The 19,373-nt window shown below is 63.7% G+C and carries 19 protein-coding genes; 10 read left to right on the top strand and 9 right to left on the bottom strand.

All coding sequences use genetic code 11. The features are described 5' to 3' along the window. Positions 1 to 79: 79 nt before the first annotated feature. Positions 80 to 1,885 (bottom strand): chloride channel protein, encoded by a 1,806-nt coding sequence (locus CR492_RS07490; protein WP_102843126.1) that lies wholly within the window; start codon positions 1,883 to 1,885, stop codon positions 80 to 82. A 161-nt stretch (positions 1,886 to 2,046) separates the two neighbouring features. Between CR492_RS07490 and CR492_RS07485 the strand changes: the two genes are divergently transcribed. The 7 genes from CR492_RS07485 to CR492_RS07455 all read left to right on the top strand — a co-directional run bounded on the left by CR492_RS07485 (position 2,047) and on the right by CR492_RS07455 (position 6,505). Continuing rightward, positions 2,047 to 2,727 carry a 50S ribosomal protein L25/general stress protein Ctc gene (locus CR492_RS07485; RefSeq protein ID WP_102843221.1) on the top strand — a complete coding sequence of 227 codons (681 nt, stop codon included), beginning with the start codon at positions 2,047 to 2,049 and terminating at the stop codon, positions 2,725 to 2,727. 135 nt (positions 2,728 to 2,862) lie between these two features. After that, positions 2,863 to 3,447, top strand: a complete 585-nt coding sequence (gene pth / locus CR492_RS07480) for an aminoacyl-tRNA hydrolase (protein ID WP_102843125.1) — start codon at positions 2,863 to 2,865, stop codon at positions 3,445 to 3,447. Beyond that, a complete protein-coding gene (locus tag CR492_RS21100) occupies positions 3,437 to 3,838 on the top strand; it encodes a hypothetical protein (RefSeq protein WP_245412012.1) in 402 nt (133 codons plus the stop codon). The genes pth and CR492_RS21100 overlap by 11 nt, the downstream gene beginning before the upstream one ends. Further along, on the top strand, positions 3,723 to 4,160 hold the full coding sequence (locus CR492_RS07470) for a PIN domain-containing protein (RefSeq protein ID WP_245412008.1): 438 nt from the start codon (positions 3,723 to 3,725) through the stop codon (positions 4,158 to 4,160). The genes CR492_RS21100 and CR492_RS07470 overlap by 116 nt, the downstream gene beginning before the upstream one ends. Positions 4,161 to 4,252: 92 nt before the next feature. Then, positions 4,253 to 5,350 carry a redox-regulated ATPase YchF gene (gene ychF, locus CR492_RS07465; protein ID WP_102843122.1) on the top strand — a complete coding sequence of 366 codons (1,098 nt, stop codon included), beginning with the start codon at positions 4,253 to 4,255 and terminating at the stop codon, positions 5,348 to 5,350. An 18-nt stretch (positions 5,351 to 5,368) separates the two neighbouring features. Continuing rightward, the gene (bluB, locus tag CR492_RS07460) at positions 5,369 to 6,025 is read left to right on the top strand and encodes a 5,6-dimethylbenzimidazole synthase (RefSeq protein WP_102843121.1); all 657 of its coding nucleotides are present in this window, start codon (positions 5,369 to 5,371) and stop codon (positions 6,023 to 6,025) included. A 243-nt stretch (positions 6,026 to 6,268) separates the two neighbouring features. Further along, a complete protein-coding gene (locus CR492_RS07455) occupies positions 6,269 to 6,505 on the top strand; it encodes a hypothetical protein (protein ID WP_245412001.1) in 237 nt (78 codons plus the stop codon). A 64-nt stretch (positions 6,506 to 6,569) separates the two neighbouring features. Here the strand turns inward: CR492_RS07455 and rpoD are convergent, their stop codons facing one another. From rpoD to CR492_RS07415, 7 genes are all read right to left on the bottom strand, one after another. Next, positions 6,570 to 8,630, bottom strand: coding sequence for an RNA polymerase sigma factor RpoD (gene rpoD, locus CR492_RS07450; protein WP_102843219.1), 2,061 nt, complete (start codon positions 8,628 to 8,630; stop codon positions 6,570 to 6,572). Positions 8,631 to 9,061: 431 nt separating this feature from the next. Continuing rightward, a complete protein-coding gene (gene dnaG, locus CR492_RS07440) occupies positions 9,062 to 11,017 on the bottom strand; it encodes a DNA primase (protein ID WP_102843119.1) in 1,956 nt (651 codons plus the stop codon). 288 nt (positions 11,018 to 11,305) lie between these two features. Beyond that, on the bottom strand, positions 11,306 to 11,533 hold the full coding sequence (locus tag CR492_RS07435) for a hypothetical protein (RefSeq protein WP_146030197.1): 228 nt from the start codon (positions 11,531 to 11,533) through the stop codon (positions 11,306 to 11,308). A gap of 51 nt (positions 11,534 to 11,584) precedes the next feature. Next, on the bottom strand, positions 11,585 to 11,830 hold the full coding sequence (locus CR492_RS07430) for a hypothetical protein (protein ID WP_102843117.1): 246 nt from the start codon (positions 11,828 to 11,830) through the stop codon (positions 11,585 to 11,587). Positions 11,831 to 11,914: 84 nt separating this feature from the next. Further along, the gene (locus CR492_RS07425) at positions 11,915 to 13,420 is read right to left on the bottom strand and encodes a SulP family inorganic anion transporter (protein WP_102843116.1); all 1,506 of its coding nucleotides are present in this window, start codon (positions 13,418 to 13,420) and stop codon (positions 11,915 to 11,917) included. A 68-nt stretch (positions 13,421 to 13,488) separates the two neighbouring features. Beyond that, entirely contained in the window at positions 13,489 to 14,187 is a 699-nt protein-coding gene (locus CR492_RS07420) for a carbonic anhydrase (protein ID WP_102843115.1), read from the bottom strand. A 211-nt stretch (positions 14,188 to 14,398) separates the two neighbouring features. Beyond that, on the bottom strand, positions 14,399 to 14,827 hold the full coding sequence (locus CR492_RS07415) for a hypothetical protein (protein WP_146030196.1): 429 nt from the start codon (positions 14,825 to 14,827) through the stop codon (positions 14,399 to 14,401). 209 nt (positions 14,828 to 15,036) lie between these two features. Here CR492_RS07415 and panB point away from each other — a divergent pair, with 209 nt between their 5' ends. Together panB and CR492_RS07405 are read left to right on the top strand one after the other, a co-directional pair. Beyond that, the gene (gene panB / locus CR492_RS07410) at positions 15,037 to 15,855 is read left to right on the top strand and encodes a 3-methyl-2-oxobutanoate hydroxymethyltransferase (RefSeq protein WP_102843113.1); all 819 of its coding nucleotides are present in this window, start codon (positions 15,037 to 15,039) and stop codon (positions 15,853 to 15,855) included. Between the two features lie 171 nt (positions 15,856 to 16,026). Next, positions 16,027 to 17,217, top strand: a complete 1,191-nt coding sequence (locus CR492_RS07405; RefSeq protein WP_102843112.1) for a serine hydrolase domain-containing protein — start codon at positions 16,027 to 16,029, stop codon at positions 17,215 to 17,217. Here CR492_RS07405 and CR492_RS07400 read toward each other — a convergent pair. Next, complete coding sequence (locus CR492_RS07400) at positions 17,204 to 17,656, bottom strand: GatB/YqeY domain-containing protein (protein WP_102843218.1); 453 nt, start codon at positions 17,654 to 17,656, stop codon at positions 17,204 to 17,206. The genes CR492_RS07405 and CR492_RS07400 overlap by 14 nt on opposite strands. A gap of 235 nt (positions 17,657 to 17,891) precedes the next feature. Between CR492_RS07400 and carA the strand changes: the two genes are divergently transcribed. Continuing rightward, a complete protein-coding gene (gene carA / locus CR492_RS07395) occupies positions 17,892 to 19,088 on the top strand; it encodes a glutamine-hydrolyzing carbamoyl-phosphate synthase small subunit (RefSeq protein WP_102843111.1) in 1,197 nt (398 codons plus the stop codon). Positions 19,089 to 19,373: the final 285 nt, after the last annotated feature.

The following is a 19,373-nucleotide window of genomic DNA, read 5'->3' as shown; positions in this document are numbered from 1 at the left end:
ATTTTTCCCTTTGATTGCAGCGCCTCCAAGCTGGCCGGCAAGCATTGCCGGCCGAAAGAGCGCGGCAAAGAACGAACTCTTATCCCCCCGGCGGCGCGAAGGGTTCGCCGGAGAGCTCGCGCCGCGCCTTGTCGAGCTCCTCGGCGTAGCGGCGCAGGAGATGCGCTTCGGTGAGAAGCCCGATCACACGCTGATCCGCGCTGTTGTCGACGACGGCGAGGGCTTCCGCCTCCGTCTGCTCGAACAACTGGGCGGCGCCCTTGACGTTCGTCTCGGCGAGAAGAAACCGCTCGGGCAGGCGGGCAAGGGCCGCAACGTCCTCGCGCTTCAACGCGTCCGGCGCCTTCAGCACATAGGCGTCGGGAACGAAAACCATGCCCTTGTAGCGCCCGAGCGGATCGACGCTGACGACCCATTGCGCGGACCCAAGCGGAAACAGGCGGATGAATTCCTCGATACTCATGTCGGATCGCGCAATCTCGACGTCGGGCCGCATCAGCCGGCCGACGGTGAGGTCGCGCATCCAGCCGACGTCCTGCGCGCTGCGGATCGATTCGCCGCGCAGATGCAGGCGCCAGGTCGCGAAGGAATAGCCGAAACTGCGGCGCACGATGACCGAAACAAGGGTCGTCACCGTCAGGATCAGCAGGCTGAACGTGAAGTTGCGCGTCGTCTCCAGCGCCAGAAAACTCATGGTGAGCGGTCCGCCGACAATGGCGACGGCGAGGCTGACCATGCCGATGATGGCGCTCGTCCAGCCGTCGAGCGGCGCCTGCGGCAGATAGAGCGCGGCGACCTGCGCATAGAGCCAGCCAATGAGGCTGCCGAGGTAGAGCGAGGCGAAAAACAAGCCGCCGCGGAAGCCCGAGCCGATCGAGACCGCGGAGGCGATCGATTTGGCGCCGATCGCCAGCGCGACGACGCCGATTGCCGGCGTTGCGTCGTCGAACAGTTCGATCGTCGCGCCATGGCCGGAGGCTAGGACATGCGGGGAAACGAAGACGAGGGCGCCGACGACGAGGCCGCCGATAACGGGATGCAGCCATGGCGGCAGGCGCGACCAGCGAAACAGCGTCTCGACACTGCCGACGCCGCGCATGATGGCGATGCCGAACGCCGCGCAAAAAATGCCAAGAGCCAGCAGCAGCGCCATGTCGGTTTCGTGCAGGACAATGGCGGGGTCCGGCATTTTCACGAAGTCGCCGGCCGAGCCGAGCAGGCGCGAGACGAGGGCGCCGCCGATCGCCGCCGCGCCGACGGGCGCCAGTCCGAACGGCGTATAGGCTCCAAGGATGAGTTCAAACGCGTAAAACGCGCCGGTCAGCGGCGCTGCAAAGGCCGCGGCGATGGCGCCCGCCGAGCCGCAGGCGACCAGCGTGCGCAGATCGGCGCGGCGCAGGCCGAGCAGCGAGCCGACAAAGGAGGCAAAGCCCGATCCCATTTGCGTATAGGCCGCCTCGAGGCCGACCGAGGCGCCAAAGCCGTTGGAGACCACCGTCTGGCCGACAATGACCGCGCTGTCGGCGAGCGACATCTGGCCGCCGCGCAGCGCATTGGCTTCGATCGGATCGACTGGCCGTTCCTTGCGCCAGCGCCGGATGAAGAGGCCGGTGACGCCAAGCAGCAGGCCGCCGGCGGCGGGGACGAGCGCCTGCCAGGGCGACTCGAGGCGGGCGATGGCGCTGATCCGCTCATGGCCGAAGAGATGCGTGTGAAGAAACAGCGAGGCCCAGAGAATCCCGGTCGCGAACAGACCCGCCGTCGCGCCGGTGAAGAGTCCGAGCACGATGAGGCCGATTTCATTGCGCCGGATCAGCGCGCGGGCCCGCTGCGCGAGGGAGAGACGACCGGCGGGCTTTGCTTTCGCGCGCGCGGCCTCGGCCATCGGCGGTCAACCCTTCAAAAATTCATGGCGGAGCGCGCGGGCCCCGGGCGGCGTCGCGCAAAGTTGCGCTGCGGGCGCGCCGCCGTTATAAGCCGCCTCGCGTCCCTTCCGACACCCCTGGAGGCGTGGGCGCACATTCTTTTTATTTTGAGGACAGCAACATGGCCGAGACCAAAACTCTCGCGGCCGCGGCGCGTCATGGGACCGGCAAGGGGGCCGCCCGCAGCGTACGTCGTGAAGGCCGCATACCCGGCGTCATCTATGGCGGCGGCGATCCCGCCGAGCCGATCACGCTCGACTACCGCGAATTGAACAAACTCATCTACGCCGGTCACTTCCTGACGACGCTGTTCGAGATCGACGTCGCGGGAGCAAAGCAGCGCGTCATTCCGCGCGACTATCAGCTCGATCCGATCAAGGATCTGCCGCTGCATGTCGATTTTCTCCGGCTGAAGCCCGGCGCGAGCCTCAAGGTCGAAGTGCCGGTGCATTTCCTCAATCAGGAAACCTGCCCGGGCGTCAAGAAGGGCGGCAGCATCAATATCGTGCGCCATTCGATCGAGTTGCGCGTCCCGGCCGACAACATCCCCGAGGCGATCACCGCCGATCTCGGCGAGCTCGAGATCAATGATTCGCTGCATCTGACCGCGCTTGCCCTGCCGCAAGGCTGCAGGCCGACGCAGCGCGAGCGTGATTTCACCATCGTGACCATCACGCCGCCGCTCGTCGTCCCCGAAACCCCCGCCGCCGCGGCGGCCGCCGCCGCGCCGAAGGGCAAGGCCGGAGCGAAGGCCGCTCCCGCCGCAGCCGCGGCTCCGGCCGCTCCCGCGAAAAAGAAGTAGTTTTCGCGAGACTTTCGCTGCGTTCCGCGCCGGGGCAGGGCAAATCCTGACCCCGGCGATTTTTTGTCCGAAACGAACGCGGGCCGACGCGAGCCGTCGATCAGTTAAGTTGTCGATCATTTAAGGTATCGGGCCATGATCCTTCTGGTCGGTCTCGGCAATCCGGGCAAAGCCTATGCCGGCAATCGGCATAATATCGGCTTCATGGCTCTCGAGCAGATCGCGCGCGATCATTCGGCCCCGTCATTCCGGTTAAAATTCAACGGATTGATCAGCGAACTCACGCTCGCCGGGGAACGCTGCGTGCTGCTTGCGCCGCAGACCTATATGAACGACTCGGGCCGCTCGGTCGGCGAGGCGGCGCGCTATCTTAAAATCGAGCCAAAAGACATCGTCGTGCTGCATGACGAGCTCGATTTGCCGGCCGGCAAAGTGCGGGTCAAGACGGGCGGCGGCAATGCTGGCCATAACGGCCTGAAATCGATCACCGCCCATATCGGCAACGAATACCGCCGCGTCCGCCTCGGCATCGGCCACCCCGGCGACCGCGCGCTGGTGCATAATTATGTGTTGGGCGATTTCGCCAAATCTGAAGCGCCCTGGGTCGAGGCTTTGTGCAAAGCCGTCTCGGCCAATGTCGGGATGCTGGCGAAGGGCGAGGACGACGCGTTCCAGACGAAGATCTTCAAGGATATGGAAGCGGCGCTCGGTGAATCTTGACACAGAACCCGTGTCACACGATATTCGTGTCGTGAAAAACGTCACCATCACTTTGCGCGAGGAAATCGCCGATTGGCTGCGCGTCGAAGCCGCCAAAGCGGGGATGAGCATGTCCGCCTTTATTGGCGGCCTGCTCGAAACCCGCATGGGGCGCGGCAAGGAGCAAATCGCCGGCCTTGAATTGTTTCTGAGTGGGCCGGGCTTTCCCGGGCTTGCAGCCGATCTGCCCAAGCGAGACGAGCTTTATGACCGCGCGGCTCTTCATCGACACCAACATTCTGATCTACGCGCTCGATCCGGCGGAGCCGATCAAGCGCGCGATCTCAGCGGATTTGCTGAGGCGGACGACAGCGAACCATACCTTGGTTCTGAGCCCACAAAATCTGAATGAATGCTATAGGGTGCTCTCGCAGCGGCGCCGCTTCGTTGACGAGGCGGCGGCGCGGTCCTATTTGACCCAGCTCATGCCCTGGTGCATCGCGCCGCTCGACGCGCAGACCACACTCAAAGCCTGGGCCGTGCAGGACGAGGCGGGGCTTGCATGGTGGGACGCGCTCCTCGTCGCTTCGGCGCTGATGGCCGGGTGCCGGCTGTTTGTCTCTGAGGATCTACAGGACGGCCGGACCATCGCCGGGATGCGCATCGCCAATCCCTTCACGGCTGAGTTTTCCAAGCGCGCTGAAGTAGATCAGAGCGGGAGGCGTTCAAGCTGAAGCGCCTCCTGCTAATCCTTTGTTTCAACGCATAATCTTCTCGAAAAAGTCTGCAACTTTTTCGGATCATGCTCTAGACGAGTTTTAAAACCATGGGCTTCAAATGCGGCATCGTTGGCCTGCCCAACGTCGGCAAGTCGACCCTTTTCAATGCGCTGACGCAGACCGCGGCGGCGCAGGCGGCCAATTACCCGTTCTGCACGATCGAGCCCAATGTCGGCGACGTCGCCGTGCCGGATCCTCGCATCGAGACGCTGGCGCGCATCGCCGGATCGAAGGAGATCATCCCGACGCGGCTGACCTTCGTCGATATCGCCGGCCTCGTGCGCGGCGCCTCGAAAGGCGAGGGGCTCGGCAATCAGTTTCTCGCCAATATCCGCGAATGCGACGCCATCGCCCATGTCGTGCGCTGCTTTGAAGACGACGACGTCACCCATGTCGAGGGCAAGATCGCGCCGGTCAATGACATCGAGACAATTGAGACCGAATTGATGCTGGCCGACCTCGACAGCCTCGAAAAACGCGTCATCGCGCTCGAAAAGAAAGCCAAGGGCGCCGACAAGGAGGCAAAGGAGACGCTCGACCTCGTGCAGCGCTGTCTTGTCCTTCTGCGCGAAGGCAAGCCGGCGCGCCTCGTCGAGACGAAGGCCGAAGAGCGCAAGCTATTCGCCGGGCTCGGGCTCCTGTCCTCAAAGCCGGTCCTCTATGTCTGTAATGTCGAAGAGAGCTCCGCCGCCTCCGGCAACCGTTTTTCCAAGGCGGTCGAGGCGCGGGCAGCCGAGGAAGGCGCCGCCGCCGTGACCGTGTCGGCCAAGATCGAGAGCGAGATCGCCGTACTGCCCGAAGAGGAGCGCAAGGATTATCTCGAAGCGGTCGGCCTCACGGAGCCCGGCCTCAACCGGGTGATCCGCGCCGGCTACGACCTTTTGCATCTCATCACCTATTTCACGGTCGGCCCCAAGGAGGCGCGCGCCTGGACCATCGAGGCTGGCACGCGGGCGCCGCAGGCTGCGGGCGTCATCCATACCGATTTCGAAAAAGGCTTTATCCGCTCCGAGACGATCGCCTATGCTGATTATGTCGCAAACGACGGCGAGGCCGGCGCGCGCGAGGCGGGAAAATTCCGTCTTGAGGGCAAGGATTATGTGGTCGGCGATGGCGACGTGCTGCATTTCCGTTTCGCCAATTAGATTACGGCGGCGGGCGCCTTGAGCGAGCGCCTCGCCGAACGGCCGCCTTCCTTCGACCCAGCCTTCCTGCGCGGGCTCGAGGATCTCTTCAAATGGCGGCGCGACGTGCGCAGCTTCCGCCCCGACGCGGTGCCGGACGGATTGGTCGAGCAATTATTGGGCGTGGCGTCGCATTCGCCCTCCGTCGGCAACAGCCAGCCCTGGCGCTTCATCAGCGTCGAGACTCCGGCCCGGCGCGAGGCGGTGATCGCCAATTTTACCGCCTGCAATGCGGCGGCGCTTGCGGCCTATGACGGCGAACGCGCATCGCTGTATGCGCGGCTGAAGCTCGCCGGGCTTTGCGAGGCGCCTGTCCATCTCGCCGTCTTTTGCGATCATGCGACAGAGACGGGACACGGCCTTGGGCGCGCCACCATGCCGGAAATGCTGGATTACTCGGTGGTCGCCGCGATCCATACGCTGTGGCTGACGGCGCGCGCGCATGGGCTTGGATTGGGCTGGGTCTCGATCATCGATCCGCTGGAAATTAGCCGCGCGCTCGATGCGCCGGCGGCGTGGAAGCTCATCGCCTATCTCTGCCTCGGCTACCCGGAAGAAGAATGCCCGGACCCCGAGCTCGAGCGACGCGGCTGGCAGTCGCATCAGGCGGCGGCCGCCGAACTGCACCGGCGCTAGGCTTTCCGCTGCATAAGAGATTTTATTGCGCCGGGAGGGGCTCCGTGCAACTAAATTATCTGCGGCTCCGAAATATTCGGCGACTGTTCAGTCACGCCGCGCCACCGCTCGCCTGAGTGGAGGAGAGTGGATCTAAACAACGCAGGCGGGCTTCGGCTGCGTTGATACGCTTCAACCCAAATCTTTAACCGCAGAACCGCCGCCACGCCGCCAACTGCGGGTAACGACAATCCAAGGAGGTAGATGATGCTCGGACGCCTGATCCCGGCCGCCTTTTTAGGCGCGACCCTGTTGTTCGCCGCCAGCGCGGTCGAAGCCAAGATGATGAAAGTCGAACTGGTGAAACAGCAGGAAGTGACGCTTGCCGACGGCAAGAAGGTGACAGTCTATGTCGTGAAGATGGACGGCCATATGATGGTGGCTATGCCGGAAAGCAGCATTCCGGACGCCCTGCATCAGCAATTGTTCAAGGTCCAATAAAAATTTAAGAGCGTATCGCGCGCCGTCATCGGTTCAGAGCTGATTACGGCGTCGCAATACGCAATCAATTGTCGAGGAAGCTGCGCAGCTTGCGCGAGCGCGAGGGATGCTTCAGCTTGCGCAGCGCCTTCGCCTCGATCTGGCGGATGCGCTCGCGTGTTACCGAGAATTGCTGACCGACCTCTTCCAGCGTGTGATCGGTGTTCATGCCGATGCCGAACCGCATGCGCAGCACGCGCTCCTCGCGCGGCGTCAGCGAGGCCAGCACCCGGGTCGTCGTCTCGCGCAGATTGGACTGGATCGCCGCGTCAATCGGCAAAATCGCGTTTTTGTCTTCGATGAAATCGCCAAGATGCGAATCTTCCTCGTCGCCGATCGGCGTTTCCAGCGAGATCGGCTCCTTGGCGATCTTCAAGACCTTGCGCACCTTTTCAAGCGGCATGGCGAGCTTTTCGGCGAGCTCTTCTGGCGTCGGCTCGCGGCCAATCTCATGCAGCATCTGGCGCGAGGTCCGGACGATCTTGTTGATCGTCTCGATCATATGGACCGGGATGCGGATCGTTCTTGCCTGATCGGCGATGGATCGCGTGATCGCCTGCCGGATCCACCAGGTGGCGTAGGTCGAGAATTTATAGCCGCGGCGATATTCGAACTTATCGACCGCCTTCATCAGCCCGATATTGCCTTCCTGAATGAGATCAAGGAATTGTAGGCCGCGATTGGTGTATTTCTTGGCGATCGAGATGACGAGGCGCAGATTGGCCTCGACCATTTCCTTTTTCGCCTGCCGGGCTTCGCGCTCGCCCTTTTGCACCATATGCACGATCTTGCGAAATTCCTGGATCTCGAGCCCGGTTTCCGTGGCGAGCGCATGGATTTCGGCGAGAAGGTCCTTGATATGATCCTTGGCGGTCGCGACGAAATCGCGCCAGCCGCGCCCGCCAAGCTTCGAGACGCGCAGCAGCCATTTCGGATCGAGTTCCGAATTCTGGTAATTGCGCAGAAAATCCTCGCGCGAGACGCCGGAGCCTTCGGCAAGACGCAGAAGCTTCGTCTCGAGCCCGATCAGGCGCTTGTTGATGTCATAGAGCTGCTCGACCAGCGCCTCGATCCGGTTCGGATTGAGCGACAGCGATTTGACGTCGGCGACGATCTCTTTCTTGAGCGACTTATATTTGCGCTCCTGCGACGGCGAGAGTGATTCGTTCTTGAGCTTGTTCTCGACGTTCTGGTCCTGCAGCCGGCGCAGCTTCTTATAGGCGTCGGCGACGCGATCGAAGGTGTCGAGCACCTTCGGCTTCAATTCAGCCTCCATCGCCGAGAGGGATACGGAATTCTCCATATCGTCTTCTTCGTCGAAGACGTCCTCGGGGATCGGCGCCTCCGCGCCGTCCTCGCCGGCCGGCCGAAGCCGCGCGGGAGGCGTCAGCGGAGCCGTCGCCGGAGCGGCGGCGGCCAGTTGTTGCTCGGCAAGCGCTTCGGCCGCGCCCGGCGCGGTCATGTCGATTTTCGGCGTATTGCGCCCGTCCGGCCCGGCGTAGGTGGCTTCAAGGTCGATGATGTCGCGCAGCAGAACCTTGCTGTCGTTCAATTCGTCGCGCCAGATGATGATCGCCTGAAACGTCAGCGGGCTTTCGCACAGCCCGGCGATCATCGCCTCGCGCCCCGCCTCGATGCGCTTGGCGATCGCGATTTCGCCCTCGCGCGATAAAAGCTCGACTGAGCCCATCTCACGCAGATACATGCGCACCGGGTCGTCGGTGCGGTCGGCCGGCTCGGAGGATTTGACCGTGACGGCCTTGACGGTCGAGGCCTCGACAAGGTCGCCGCCTTCGGCTTCCTCTTCCTCGGCGGCTTCCTCGGCTTCGCCGTCTTCCTGCTCTTCGGTCTCGACGACATTGATGCCCATTTCATTGAGCATCGCCAGAATGTCTTCGATCTGTTCCGAATTGACTTCCTCGGACGGAAGCACGGCGTTCAATTCGGCATAGGTGACAAAGCCGCGCTTCTTGGCGGCCTTTATCATCCGCTTGACGGCGGCGTCGGACAGATCGAGCAGGGGGCTGTCCGCGGTTTCCACCGCGCCGCCTTCCGTCTCGGCCTTCTCGTTATCCTTCTTCGCCATCATGGTCTCCGCGTTAAGGATCGTTCAGACAAACGCTTCGCGCGCAAAGGGGCTGCGCCCCGCCGGCAAATTGCGCGGCGAAGCGCCGGGGCGCGTTGCGTCTGTCGAGAACAGTCCTTCAAAATGAACAGGGCCAGCTTCGGGCCGGCCGTTAAGGTGGCGTGCGCCATAGATCGCAGCGGAGCGGCCCGCACGCCGATCCAGGCCGCGCAAACAGGTCGTGACGTCCTCGAGATCGCGATAGGTCACCAGATCGTGGACTTTGAAAATGCGTCAACCCTGAAGCGCACACGTGAATATTTTGTTTTGCCGACGCCCGCGCTTGCCGCCGCTCGTCGCCAAACACAAACCAGCGCCCGAAGCTAGCTCTCGAGCTTCGGGGGTTTGCCCCTTCTATATGAATAAAAACGCACGAGTCAAAGACCCGAGCGTCACAAACTCCCGCCTTGACGCCCGGAGAGCGCCCCAAACCCCTCGACACTGGCCTCCGTTCCGCCCAAAGCATTAAGGTCCTCGCGGATGGCCTTCAGTCGCGCGAGATTGGCGTCGGTCATATCCCGCTCGAACGCCTGCTGCGCGGCGCGGAGGTCCTTATTTAAGCCGCGCTCCCTGTGGTGCAAGGTCAAAGCCTGCTTCAAAACCTCGTCGGCGTCCGCTTCAGCGGCGTTTTCCTTCATATACCAATGCGAGGCATGGGCGGCGAAGGCGTCGAGCCGCGTCAGCACTGCGCCAAAGCCCTGCTCCTGCGCGAAGGCGCGCGCGCCGGCAGGATCGAGCGGCGCCGAGCTGACCTTGTCGATCAGGCGGTCGCGCAAGAGGCCGGCGTCGCGGCCGGAAAATTCAATGTCGGCGATATTTTCGAGATGCTGCTCGACGAGGCCCGGATGATTTATCAAAATCAACAGGATCAGCGCCTCACGCGGCGGCAGGGCCAAGGCCCCCGAATCAGAAATGGGGCGCATTAGCGCCGATCCGGCAAGGCTCGGGCTTGCGGTCAGCCGGACCGGCGCCGCCGCGACGGGGTTTGCGCCCTCGCGTCCGCGGCCCGTCCCGCGCCGCTGGCCTTGCGCCGACCCGCCAAAAGTCTCGCGCCAAGGCGTCTTTACGGCGCCGCGCTGCGGCGCGAACAGAGTCTGGCGGCGCTGACGGAATTCGTCCCGGTAATAGCGCCGCAGGGTTTCGTCGCGAATTTCCAAGGCGATCTCATCGAGGCGGCGCTCGAATCCGGCGCGCCGCTCCGGCGTCGAGAAATCAGCCGTCTCGGTCTCGCGCCGCCAGATCAATTCGGAGAGCGAGGCAGCCTGCGACAAAATGTCCGCCATGGCGCCCGGCCCATAAGATCTGATGAGATCGTCGGGGTCCTGTCCTTCCGGCAGCAGGGCGAAACGCAGCGAGCGGCCCGCGCCGATCAGCGGCAGGGCCATGTCGATCGCCCGATACGCCGCCTTGCGGCCAGCCTTGTCGCCGTCGAAACAGAGGATCGGCTCCGCGCACATCTGCCACAAAAGCTCGGCCTGATCCGGCGTCAGGGCCGTTCCGAGCGGGGCGACCGTCTCCGCAAATCCGGCTTCGGATAAAGCGATCACATCGACATAGCCCTCGACGACGATGACGCGATCTGCGCCGTGCGCCGCCGTCCGCGCGCGGTGGTGATTGAACAGCACGCCGCCCTTGTGAAACAGGGTCGTTTCCGGCGAATTCAGATATTTCGGCTGCGCCTCGCCGTTCAGCGCCCGCCCGCCGAAGGCGATCGGCCGGCCCGAGCGGTCGCAGATCGGAAAAATGATGCGGTCGCGGAAGCGGTCATAGGGGACGGCGATATCCTCGCCATGGATCAAAAGCCCGGCTTCGATCATCGTCTCGCGTGGAACGCCCTTGCCGGCGAGATGGTCGCGCAGCGCGAATTTCTCACCGGGCGCATAACCAATTCGAAAGTTTTTTTGCGCCTCGGCCGAGAGCGCGCGGCCGGCGAGATAATCGCGCGCCTTGCCGCCCGACCCTCCGGCAAGCTGCGCGCTGAAAAATTCCACGGCCAGCCCGAGCGTTTCATGCAGGCCGGCGCGCTTTTGCTCCTGCGCCTCGGCTTCGGGCGAGGCCTGCGGCAGCGCCAGCCCGGCCTCGGCGGCGAGCCGCTCGACCGCCTCGCGAAAGGACAGGCCTTCGGTCTCCATCACAAAGTCGAAAATATTGCCGTTCTTTCCGGCCGAGAGATCAAACCAGGCCATTTTCTGGTCGTTGACGAAAAAGGACGGCGTCTTTTCCGTATTGAACGGCGACAGCCCTTTCCATTCGCGCCCGGCGCGCAAAAGCTTGACGCGCCGGCGCACGACCTCCGAAACCGGAAGCCTCGCCTTGACGTCGTCGAGGAAGGAAGGGGGAAAGCGCATGTCACGACTAAAGACGCGGATCGGGGCCCTTCGGCAAGCCGGATCGCGTTTTTCCCCATAGCCCACAGCGATCCTAGAGCATCCGCCCGAAAAGCTGAAAGCTTTTTGGCCAAAGCGGATGCATTGAAACAGAGGGTTAGAGCAAAAGCCCGTTTCACTCAGATCGGCTTTTGCTTTAACCGGGATCGCGCAAAAAGGGCGCGCCGGCGGGCGCGTCCTTCTCTTGGTTGCAAGCCTCATGGCTCCGATCGATTATCGATCACATGTTTCCATGCGATCGGAAGCGCTCTAGTCGTAGGTGTAGCGCTTGAGGAAAGGATCGCGCGGCCCGTTGTAATGGCCGACGGCGTCCGCTTCGCGAAACGCCCTGTCGCGGGGCGCGCCGGACGCTTGCGTCTGCGACCGCGCCGCCGGACGCGAGGCTCCCTCTCCGTCGCGGGGGCCGCCGCCATAAGCGAAGGCTCCGCCGGAGGCGAGGATCGCGCCAAGCGCCGCGCAGGCGAAAAGCTTCTTCATGTCTTTGTCTCCCATCTTTCAGGCTGTTTGCTGGCAGGTCGGTTTGGCCGTTCAGTCGAAGCGGTGGTTGCGCGTCGGGCTGAATGGTCCGTGGTAGGATTCGCCGGCTTCCGCCTCGCGGAAGGTCTCCGCCTTGGCGTGTGGATGACCGGCGATGACGCCGGGAGTAGCTTCAGCCGATGAGGGCGCGTTGTGGCCCCGCGCGCCGGCCGCCGCATTGGGCGTGCCGTTGTAGGCGAATGCGGCGCCGGAGGCGAAGATCGCGCTGAGGGTCAGCGCGGTGAGAAGTTTTTTCACGTGGGAAGTCTCCTGGTTTGAGGTTTGAGGCCCGGCGGAATGCCGGGCGAGGGGGGCGCGCGCCTATTGGGCGCGCCGGTCCGGTCAGGCGCCCTGTCTTGCGCCTTCCGACCGGTTCTGGAGCTCCTGCCAGTCGACGTTAAGGGCGCAGCCGCGCGCCTGCGCGGTCCGGCTCCAGTCGCGCAGGAGCTCAAGAGCTGCGTGATCGATATGGGTCAGTCGGTCGATCACGACGTGAAGCACGGTGCCCGCCGGCACCTGATCCAGCGCCTTCGCCAGGGCGGGGGCCTTGAGGAAGGTTGCGGCGCCGTCGAGATGGAGCTGCGCCTCGCCGGGTTTTTGCGACTGGATCACATTGACGGTGAGCGCCGCCGAACGCAGCGTCAGCAGGATGAGCGACAGACCAAAGCCGATGAGGACGCCGGTCAGGAGATCCGTCGCGACGATCGCCGCCGCCGTCGCCGCATAGACGGCGAGCGCGCCATAGCCATAGCGGCGCAATTGCTGGAAATATTTTGGGCTCAGCATTTTGAAGCCGGTGAACACCAGAACGCCGGCGAGGCAGGACACCGGAATCGCCCGTAAAAGCCCCGGCGCGAGCAGAGCAAAGGCGAGGATCCAGACGCCGTGCAGGATTGTGGAAGCCCGCGTCTTGCCGCCGGCCTGAACATTGGCGGCGCTGCGGACAATGACGCCGGTCATGGGCAGCGCTCCGAGCGCGCCGCAGATCGCATTGCCGACGCCCTGCGCCGCCAGTTCGCGGTCATATTGCGTGCGCGGCCCGTCATGCATGCGATCGACAGCCGCCGCCGACAGCAGCGTCTCCGCGCTGGCGATGAAGGCGAAGGCGAGCGCGGCGATGAAGATTTTCGGGTCGAGCAGATTGGCAAGGGTCGGCAGCGAGACGAGTTGCGCCGCGTCGAAGAGATTTTCCGGCACGTCGACATATTTGACGCCGAGCGAAAGTCCCTGCGCGAGGGCGGTGATTGCGACGACGGCGATCAGCGCGCCAGGCAGGGCGGCGAGACGCGCAGGCCGAAATTTGTCCCAGGCTAGCATCAGGGCGATGGTCGCAAGGCCGAGCGCCCCGGCGATCAGCCCGCCTTGCGTCCCGGCGCCGAGCAGGGCGGCGGGGATGGCGAGCAGATTTTCAAGACCCCCTGCCTGCGGCGAGGCGTCGATCAGCACATGCAGCTGCGAGGCGATGATGAGCACGCCGATGCCGGCCAGCATGCCATAGACCACGGCGGGAGAGGTCATGCGGAACCAGACGCCGAGCTGCAGGACGCCGGCCGCGACCTGAATCAGGCCAGCGAGCAGCACCACTGGTCCGAGCATGGCGATCCCGTGGACGCGTACGAGTTCGAACACCAGCACGGCAAGGCCGGCGGCCGGACCGCTGACCTGCAGCGGCGACCCGGCAAGGAAGCCGACGACAATGCCGCCGACGATGCCGGTTATGAGGCCGCTCGCCGGCGGCATTCCGGAGGCGATGGCGATGCCCATGCAGAGGGGCAGCGCGACGAGAAAGACTACAACAGACGCAAGGAGATCGTCGGCAAATGATCGGCGTGCAAAGAGATCGCGCATGATAGAGCTCGTTTCAGTTGAGGTGCGGGATGAGCCGAGCGCAAGCTTCGGTCAGGCGCCAGCGCCGCTCAGAGGCCTCGCGCCAGACGCGGCGGCGCAACGGGCGCCGCCGCTGCCTCGGGCCAGTCGCTTCCGCCGGCTGCGGCGTCGATCGGCGCAAAGCGCCGCGTCGCCGGATCGAAGCCGCGCAGCTCCGCGCGGCCGATGTCATAGACCCAGCCGTGGATCTTGAGATCGCCGGAGACGATCCCGGCGGCGACGATCGGCATGGTCCGCAAATGGTCGAGTTGCGCGGCGACATTCTCCTCGATGAGATGCGTCAGCCGGTCCGCGTCGCCGTCGTGGCGGCAGCCCGCATGCCGGTGATCGACGATGTGGCGGGCGGTCTCCGCGTGTTTCAGCCAAGCCGCTGTCGAGGGCTTGCCCTCGAGCGCTTCGGGGTGGGCGACCGCCTTCATCGCGCCGCAGTCGGAATGGCCGCAGATGACGATATGGCGGACTTTCAGCGCGCTGACGGCGTATTCGACGGCGGCGACCTCGCCGCTCACTTGCTGACCATAAGGGGGCACGATGTTTCCGACATTGCGATAGACGAATAATTCTCCGAGTTCGCACGAGAAGATGCGCTCGAGCAGGATCCGCGAATCCGAACAGGTGATGATCATGGTGTGCGGATTTTGCGCCCGCGCCGCGCGCTCGTAATCGGCGCGTTTTTCGGGGAACACCGAGCGTTTGAAATGGCCGAAGCCTTCGATCAGACTTTGCATGGCGTTTTCTCGACAAATTGAGAGGGCGAGGTCGCGCGATGGCGCGCGGCCAGGTGAGCTGTGGCGTAACGGGAAGTCGGGTAGGCGACTTGGAGTCTCTGAGACGGAGTCGAGACGGGCGCCGGCAAGCGCTGAGGTCAGACTCCTGCTGTCAGGAGACGGCGCAAGGATTCCGTCGCAGGCCCGCGCTTGAGGCGGACCGTCTCGCGGTTCAGCCGGCTGGGGGAGGACGCAGGGGCGGGTCGTAGCCGCCGGTCGAGGATATGGGGGAGGCCTCCGGCCGCAAGCAGCTGGCCTCTTGGCCCATCCGGCCAAGCGTCGCGGCGTTCGCAAGCGCGGCTTCGAAAGCGTGCGCTTCGTCGGCGTCCGCGAAGGTCCCGCCCGTCAGCTCGCTGGGGCCTTGCGGCGCGGCGGGATCTGACTCTTGTTCAGACAGGGGAAGCAGCAGGCGCTCAGTGGGGGCGGACTGCGTCAGGCAGAGGCCGCAATTTCCGCCGGGTGCGCCGGCCATGGCGGCGGGCGCAGCGAGGGCCAGCGACAAGGCGAAAGCAAGAAGCGCCAGCAATCCGGAAAGGCGTCGCCAGAGCGATGTCTGGGCAAGCGGCTTTTTTTTCTGGTCTGGCAGGCGCGCAGTCCGCAAAAATGATCCTCGCTTCTTCACACGACCAAAGTAGCATCGGGCGCCTTCGATCGGTAGAGCTGCGCCGCACACAAAATTTTGAGTCTGGCTTTTGGACCCTGTTTACGGTTCGGAAGGATTTACGTCAGGCGCTTTCGATGTTGACCGTTCGCGGCGACCCTTGCGACATAAGCGGGCCCGGATGTCGAACATGTGAGGCATGGCCGCCGATGAGCAAAACGGAACGTTTTTTCGAGATGAAGCGGCGCGGCGACCCCATCGCCGTGCTGACCGCCTATGACGCGCCGACCGCCGGCGCCGAGGCCGAGGCCGGCGTTGACATCCTTCTCGTCGGCGACAGCGTCGGGGCCAATGTGCTGGGCTATGCGAGCGAGCGCGATGTGACGCTGGCCGACATGCGCCATCATGTCGCCGCCGTGCGGCGCGGCGCGCCGGACGCCGTGATTATCGGCGACCTGCCGTTTGAAACCTATGGCGGCGCCGAGATCGCCATCGCCAGCGCGCGCGCCCTTATCGGTGCGGGCGCGGATATCGTCAAATTCGAGGGCGCCGACGTTGCCGTCCTGAAAGCGCTTTGTGACGCGGGGATCGAGGTCTGCTGTCATTTGGGACTGGAGCCCCAGACTCACGCCGAAAAGCGCCTCAAGGGCCGCTCGGCGCAAGAGGCGGCGAAACTCCTCGCGGATGCGATCCGTCTCGATGCGGCCGGCATGAAAATGCTGGTGCTGGAAATGATTCCGGAGGAGGTGGCGGCGGAAATCACCCGCGCTGTCCGCGCCCCGACCATTGGCATAGGCGCCGGCCGCCGGACCGACGGGCAGGTGCTGGTGATGACCGACGTGCTCGGCTTTGGCGGGCGGAATTTCCGCCACAACCGGCGCTATCAGGAGGTCGGCCGGCTGATGCGAGACGCCGCCTCGGCTTATGCCCGCGACGTGCATGACGGCGACTTTCCGGCCGAGGAAAATCTCGTCCATATGGCGCCGGACGAGCTTGAGCTCTTCATGGCCGCCCGGGCCGGCGTTTGATCCGGCGCGGCGCGCGGCGGAAGCGCCAGCGTCGCGCGCGAGAGCAGTCACGCCCGCTTCGCGCGCGAGAGCAGTCACGCCCGCTTCGGATAGTTGACGCCGCAAAAGCAATCGGTCGACTATTCTTCACAATTCCGGGCCGCGAAAATAGCCGGAACCGCAGGGGGAGCCATGCCGGAGCCGAGCCGAAGCGATATTCTGAATCTCGTTAAACCCTATTTCAAGACGCAGCCGAAGGGTCTTGGCATAGCGGCCGGATGCGCCAGCCCCTCTTTCCCGGAGGGGCGCATGTTTTTCTTCGGCAACGTGCAGAACCAGTTCGGCCAGGATCTTGCCCTCGATCCGCACACGCCCTTCGAGATCGCCTCTGTGTCGAAGACATTCACCTCGACGCTTTATGCTTACGCGATTCGAAGCGGGGCGAGCGGGGAAACTCTGGCGAAGTACACCGCGCCCAATGGTCCCTTGCCGATCAGCGCGAAGCTCGGCGCGATCACGCTCGACAGCCTGATGAGCTATAGCTCCGGCCTGCCGGCGGATAATCTTGCCGATCCGACCGATCTGCCGCCGTTTCTGCCGCAGCCCTATTCGCAGAGGGCGATGCTCAGTTATCTCAACGCCTCGCCGCCGCCTCTCGCCGGGCTCAACCAACAGTATTTCTATTCCAATCTCGGCTTCGCCTTGATGGCCGCGGTTCTGTCCGGCGGCAGTCTCGAGCTGCGTACTTTCACCGATCTCGTCGCGGCAAAACTCTTCAAGCCGCTCGGCCTGAATTGCTGCTTCTTCGACTGGGCCTCGCTGGAGCATCTCCCTCTAGGCTATAATTACGATTATTCAATTGAGCCGAAGCCGCCTTTCTCGGCCGCAACGCCAGGCTGGCCGTTATTTCCCGCCTATTTCGGGGCAGGCGGCATCGTCGCCTCGACCGCCGACATCCTGCAATGGCTGTTGTTCAACATGGGACTTGTCTCCAACGCCTTATCGACGACGCTGGCGGCGACCCAATCGTCGGCGACGACCGTCAAGTGGGGCGATCAGAGCCTTGGCCTCGGCTGGTTCCTCAGCCCCGCCGCCGGGAATTTTCCCGCCACCGTCTGGAAAGACGGCGATCTCGAGGGGTTTAGATCCTATATTGCCTTCGCCGCCAGCGATCAGCCGGGCGTGGTCGCCTCCGACGCCGGGGCCTTCGTGTTGATCAATGCCCTCGGCGTCACGGTCGATCAAACCAGCTCCGGCCCGGATCTCGCCGTTGCGCTGACCAACGACATTATCAATCTGATCCTCGGCCAGAGCATCCCTAAGGATAAATCATCGTATCCGGGCACGCTCCGCGGCCGAAGCCGCCTCGTCACGCCGCGTTGAGCTTTGCCTTGACGCCGGCGCTGGCCTTGGCGAAATCCATCCGCCCGGCATATTTCGCCTTGAGCGCGGCGACCACCTTACCCATGTCCTTGATCGAGGCAGCGCCGGTCTCGGCGATGGCGGCGGCGATCGCGGCCTCGACCGCGCTGTCGTCGAGCGGCTCGGGCAGGAAACCCCGAATCACCGTGATCTCCCCGCTCTCCTGTCGGGCGAGGTCGTCGCGGCCGGCTTTTTCGTAGATTTCGAGCGATTCCTGGCGGCTTTTGACCATCTTTTGCAGCAAGGCGAGGATATCGTCGTCGCTGACCGTCTTGCCGAGGCCGCGCGCCTCGATGTCCTTATCCTTCAGCGCTGCCGTGATCATTCTGATGGCCCCGACGCGGGCCTTGTCGCCGGCTTTCATCGCCAGCTTGAGCTCGCTCGTAAAATCTTCGCGCATCGACATGGTCGTTAACTTTCCAAAAAGCCGGCAAAAACCGCCACAAATTGACGCGAGGCGCCCTTGCCTCTAATTTTGCGCCGGTCGAAACCCCACATGGATTTGAGCCTTCGGCCGTTGTCCGCGCAGGGGCGGCCGGCGCGCGATCGACCGGCGTCACGGGGGCGACCACATTAAACAACGCGAGCATCCCGCCGGGACGCATCGCGCTCCGGCGCATGGGTGTAAAGCGAGCATGACCTTGGATCAAGACAAAGCGTCGGCCCCCATTTGGCCGGCTCCCCGCCCGACCGCGCTTCTGGTGCTGGCCAACGGCCTCGTGCTTGAGGGCGTCGGCCTGGGGGCAATCGGCGAGGCGGTCGGCGAGGTCTGCTTCAACACGGCGATGACCGGCTATCAGGAAATACTGACCGACCCCTCCTATGCCGGGCAGATCGTCACCTTCACCTTTCCGCATATCGGCAATGTCGGCGCGAATGACGAGGACATTGAGACCAGCAACCCGGCGGCCGCCGCCGGCGTGCGCGGCGCGATCGTGCATGCGCCGATCACCGGCCCTTCGAACTACCGCTCGACGCGCCATTTCGACGGCTGGCTCAAAAGCCGCGGCATTATTGGCCTTTGCGGCGTCGACACGCGGGCGCTGACTGCGCTGATTCGCGACAGCGGCATGCCCAATGCGGTGATTGCCCATTCTCCCGACGGCGAATTCGACCTTGAGCATTTAAAGCGGCTCGCGGCGGAATGGCCCGGCCTCGAAGGCATGGACCTTGTGCCGAGCGTCGCCTCGACGCAGCGTTACGAATGGAGCCAGACTCCCTGGACGCAGGCGAGCGGCTATGGCTCCGCGGAGGGCGGCAAGTTCAAGGTCGTCGCCATCGATTATGGCGTCAAAAGCACCATCCTGCGACTCCTCACCGAGGCCGGCTGCGACGTGACCGTCGCGCCCTCGACCGTGACGGCGGCGGAAATTCTCGCGTTGAAACCGGACGGCGTGTTTCTGTCGAACGGTCCGGGCGATCCCGCCGAGACCGGCAAATACGCGGTTCCGGTCATCAAGGAGTTGCTCGCGGCGAAGATCCCGACCTTCGGCATTTGCCTCGGCCATCAGATGCTGGCGCTCGCCCTCGGCGGGCGGACCGTCAAAATGCGCCAGGGCCACCATGGCGCGAATCATCCGGTGCAGGACTTCACCACCGGCAAGGTCGAAATCGTCTCGATGAACCACGGCTTTGCGGTCGATCCTTCGAGTCTGCCCGAAAACGCCCGCGAGACGCATCGCTCCCTGTTCGACGGCTCGAATTGCGGCCTGGAATTGACCGACCGGCCGGCTTTTTCGGTTCAGCATCATCCCGAAGCCTCGCCCGGCCCGCGCGATAGCCATTATCTGTTCCGCCGTTTTGCCCAGATGATGGAAAAATCGGAAGGCTAGAGAAACATTAACCAGATATAAATTTTTTTGCCCGTCAATATTCAATGCGTTGAACTCTTTTGCCCTTCCGACGAAGTTGATCGACCTTCCGAAGGCGATAGTGAGCGCGTGCGTCACAAAACCCGTTTGCGCCGAGGCGCGCGCGAAGTTGTGATTTCACGAATATTGCCTGATTGTTAAATAATTTGCGTGTTACTTTATTTTGCGACGCGCCGTTCCTAAGTTACTGTGACGCTCGGAACCACGCCGCGCCGATCGCCGCCAAAAAGGCGTGGTCAGGGCGGA

This window comes from Methylocella silvestris (assembly GCF_002891535.1).
GTDB lineage: Bacteria > Pseudomonadota > Alphaproteobacteria > Rhizobiales > Beijerinckiaceae > Methylocapsa > Methylocapsa silvestris_A.
Note: the sequence above shows the minus strand (reverse complement) of the source record. Positions and strands in the feature narration are given on the sequence as shown.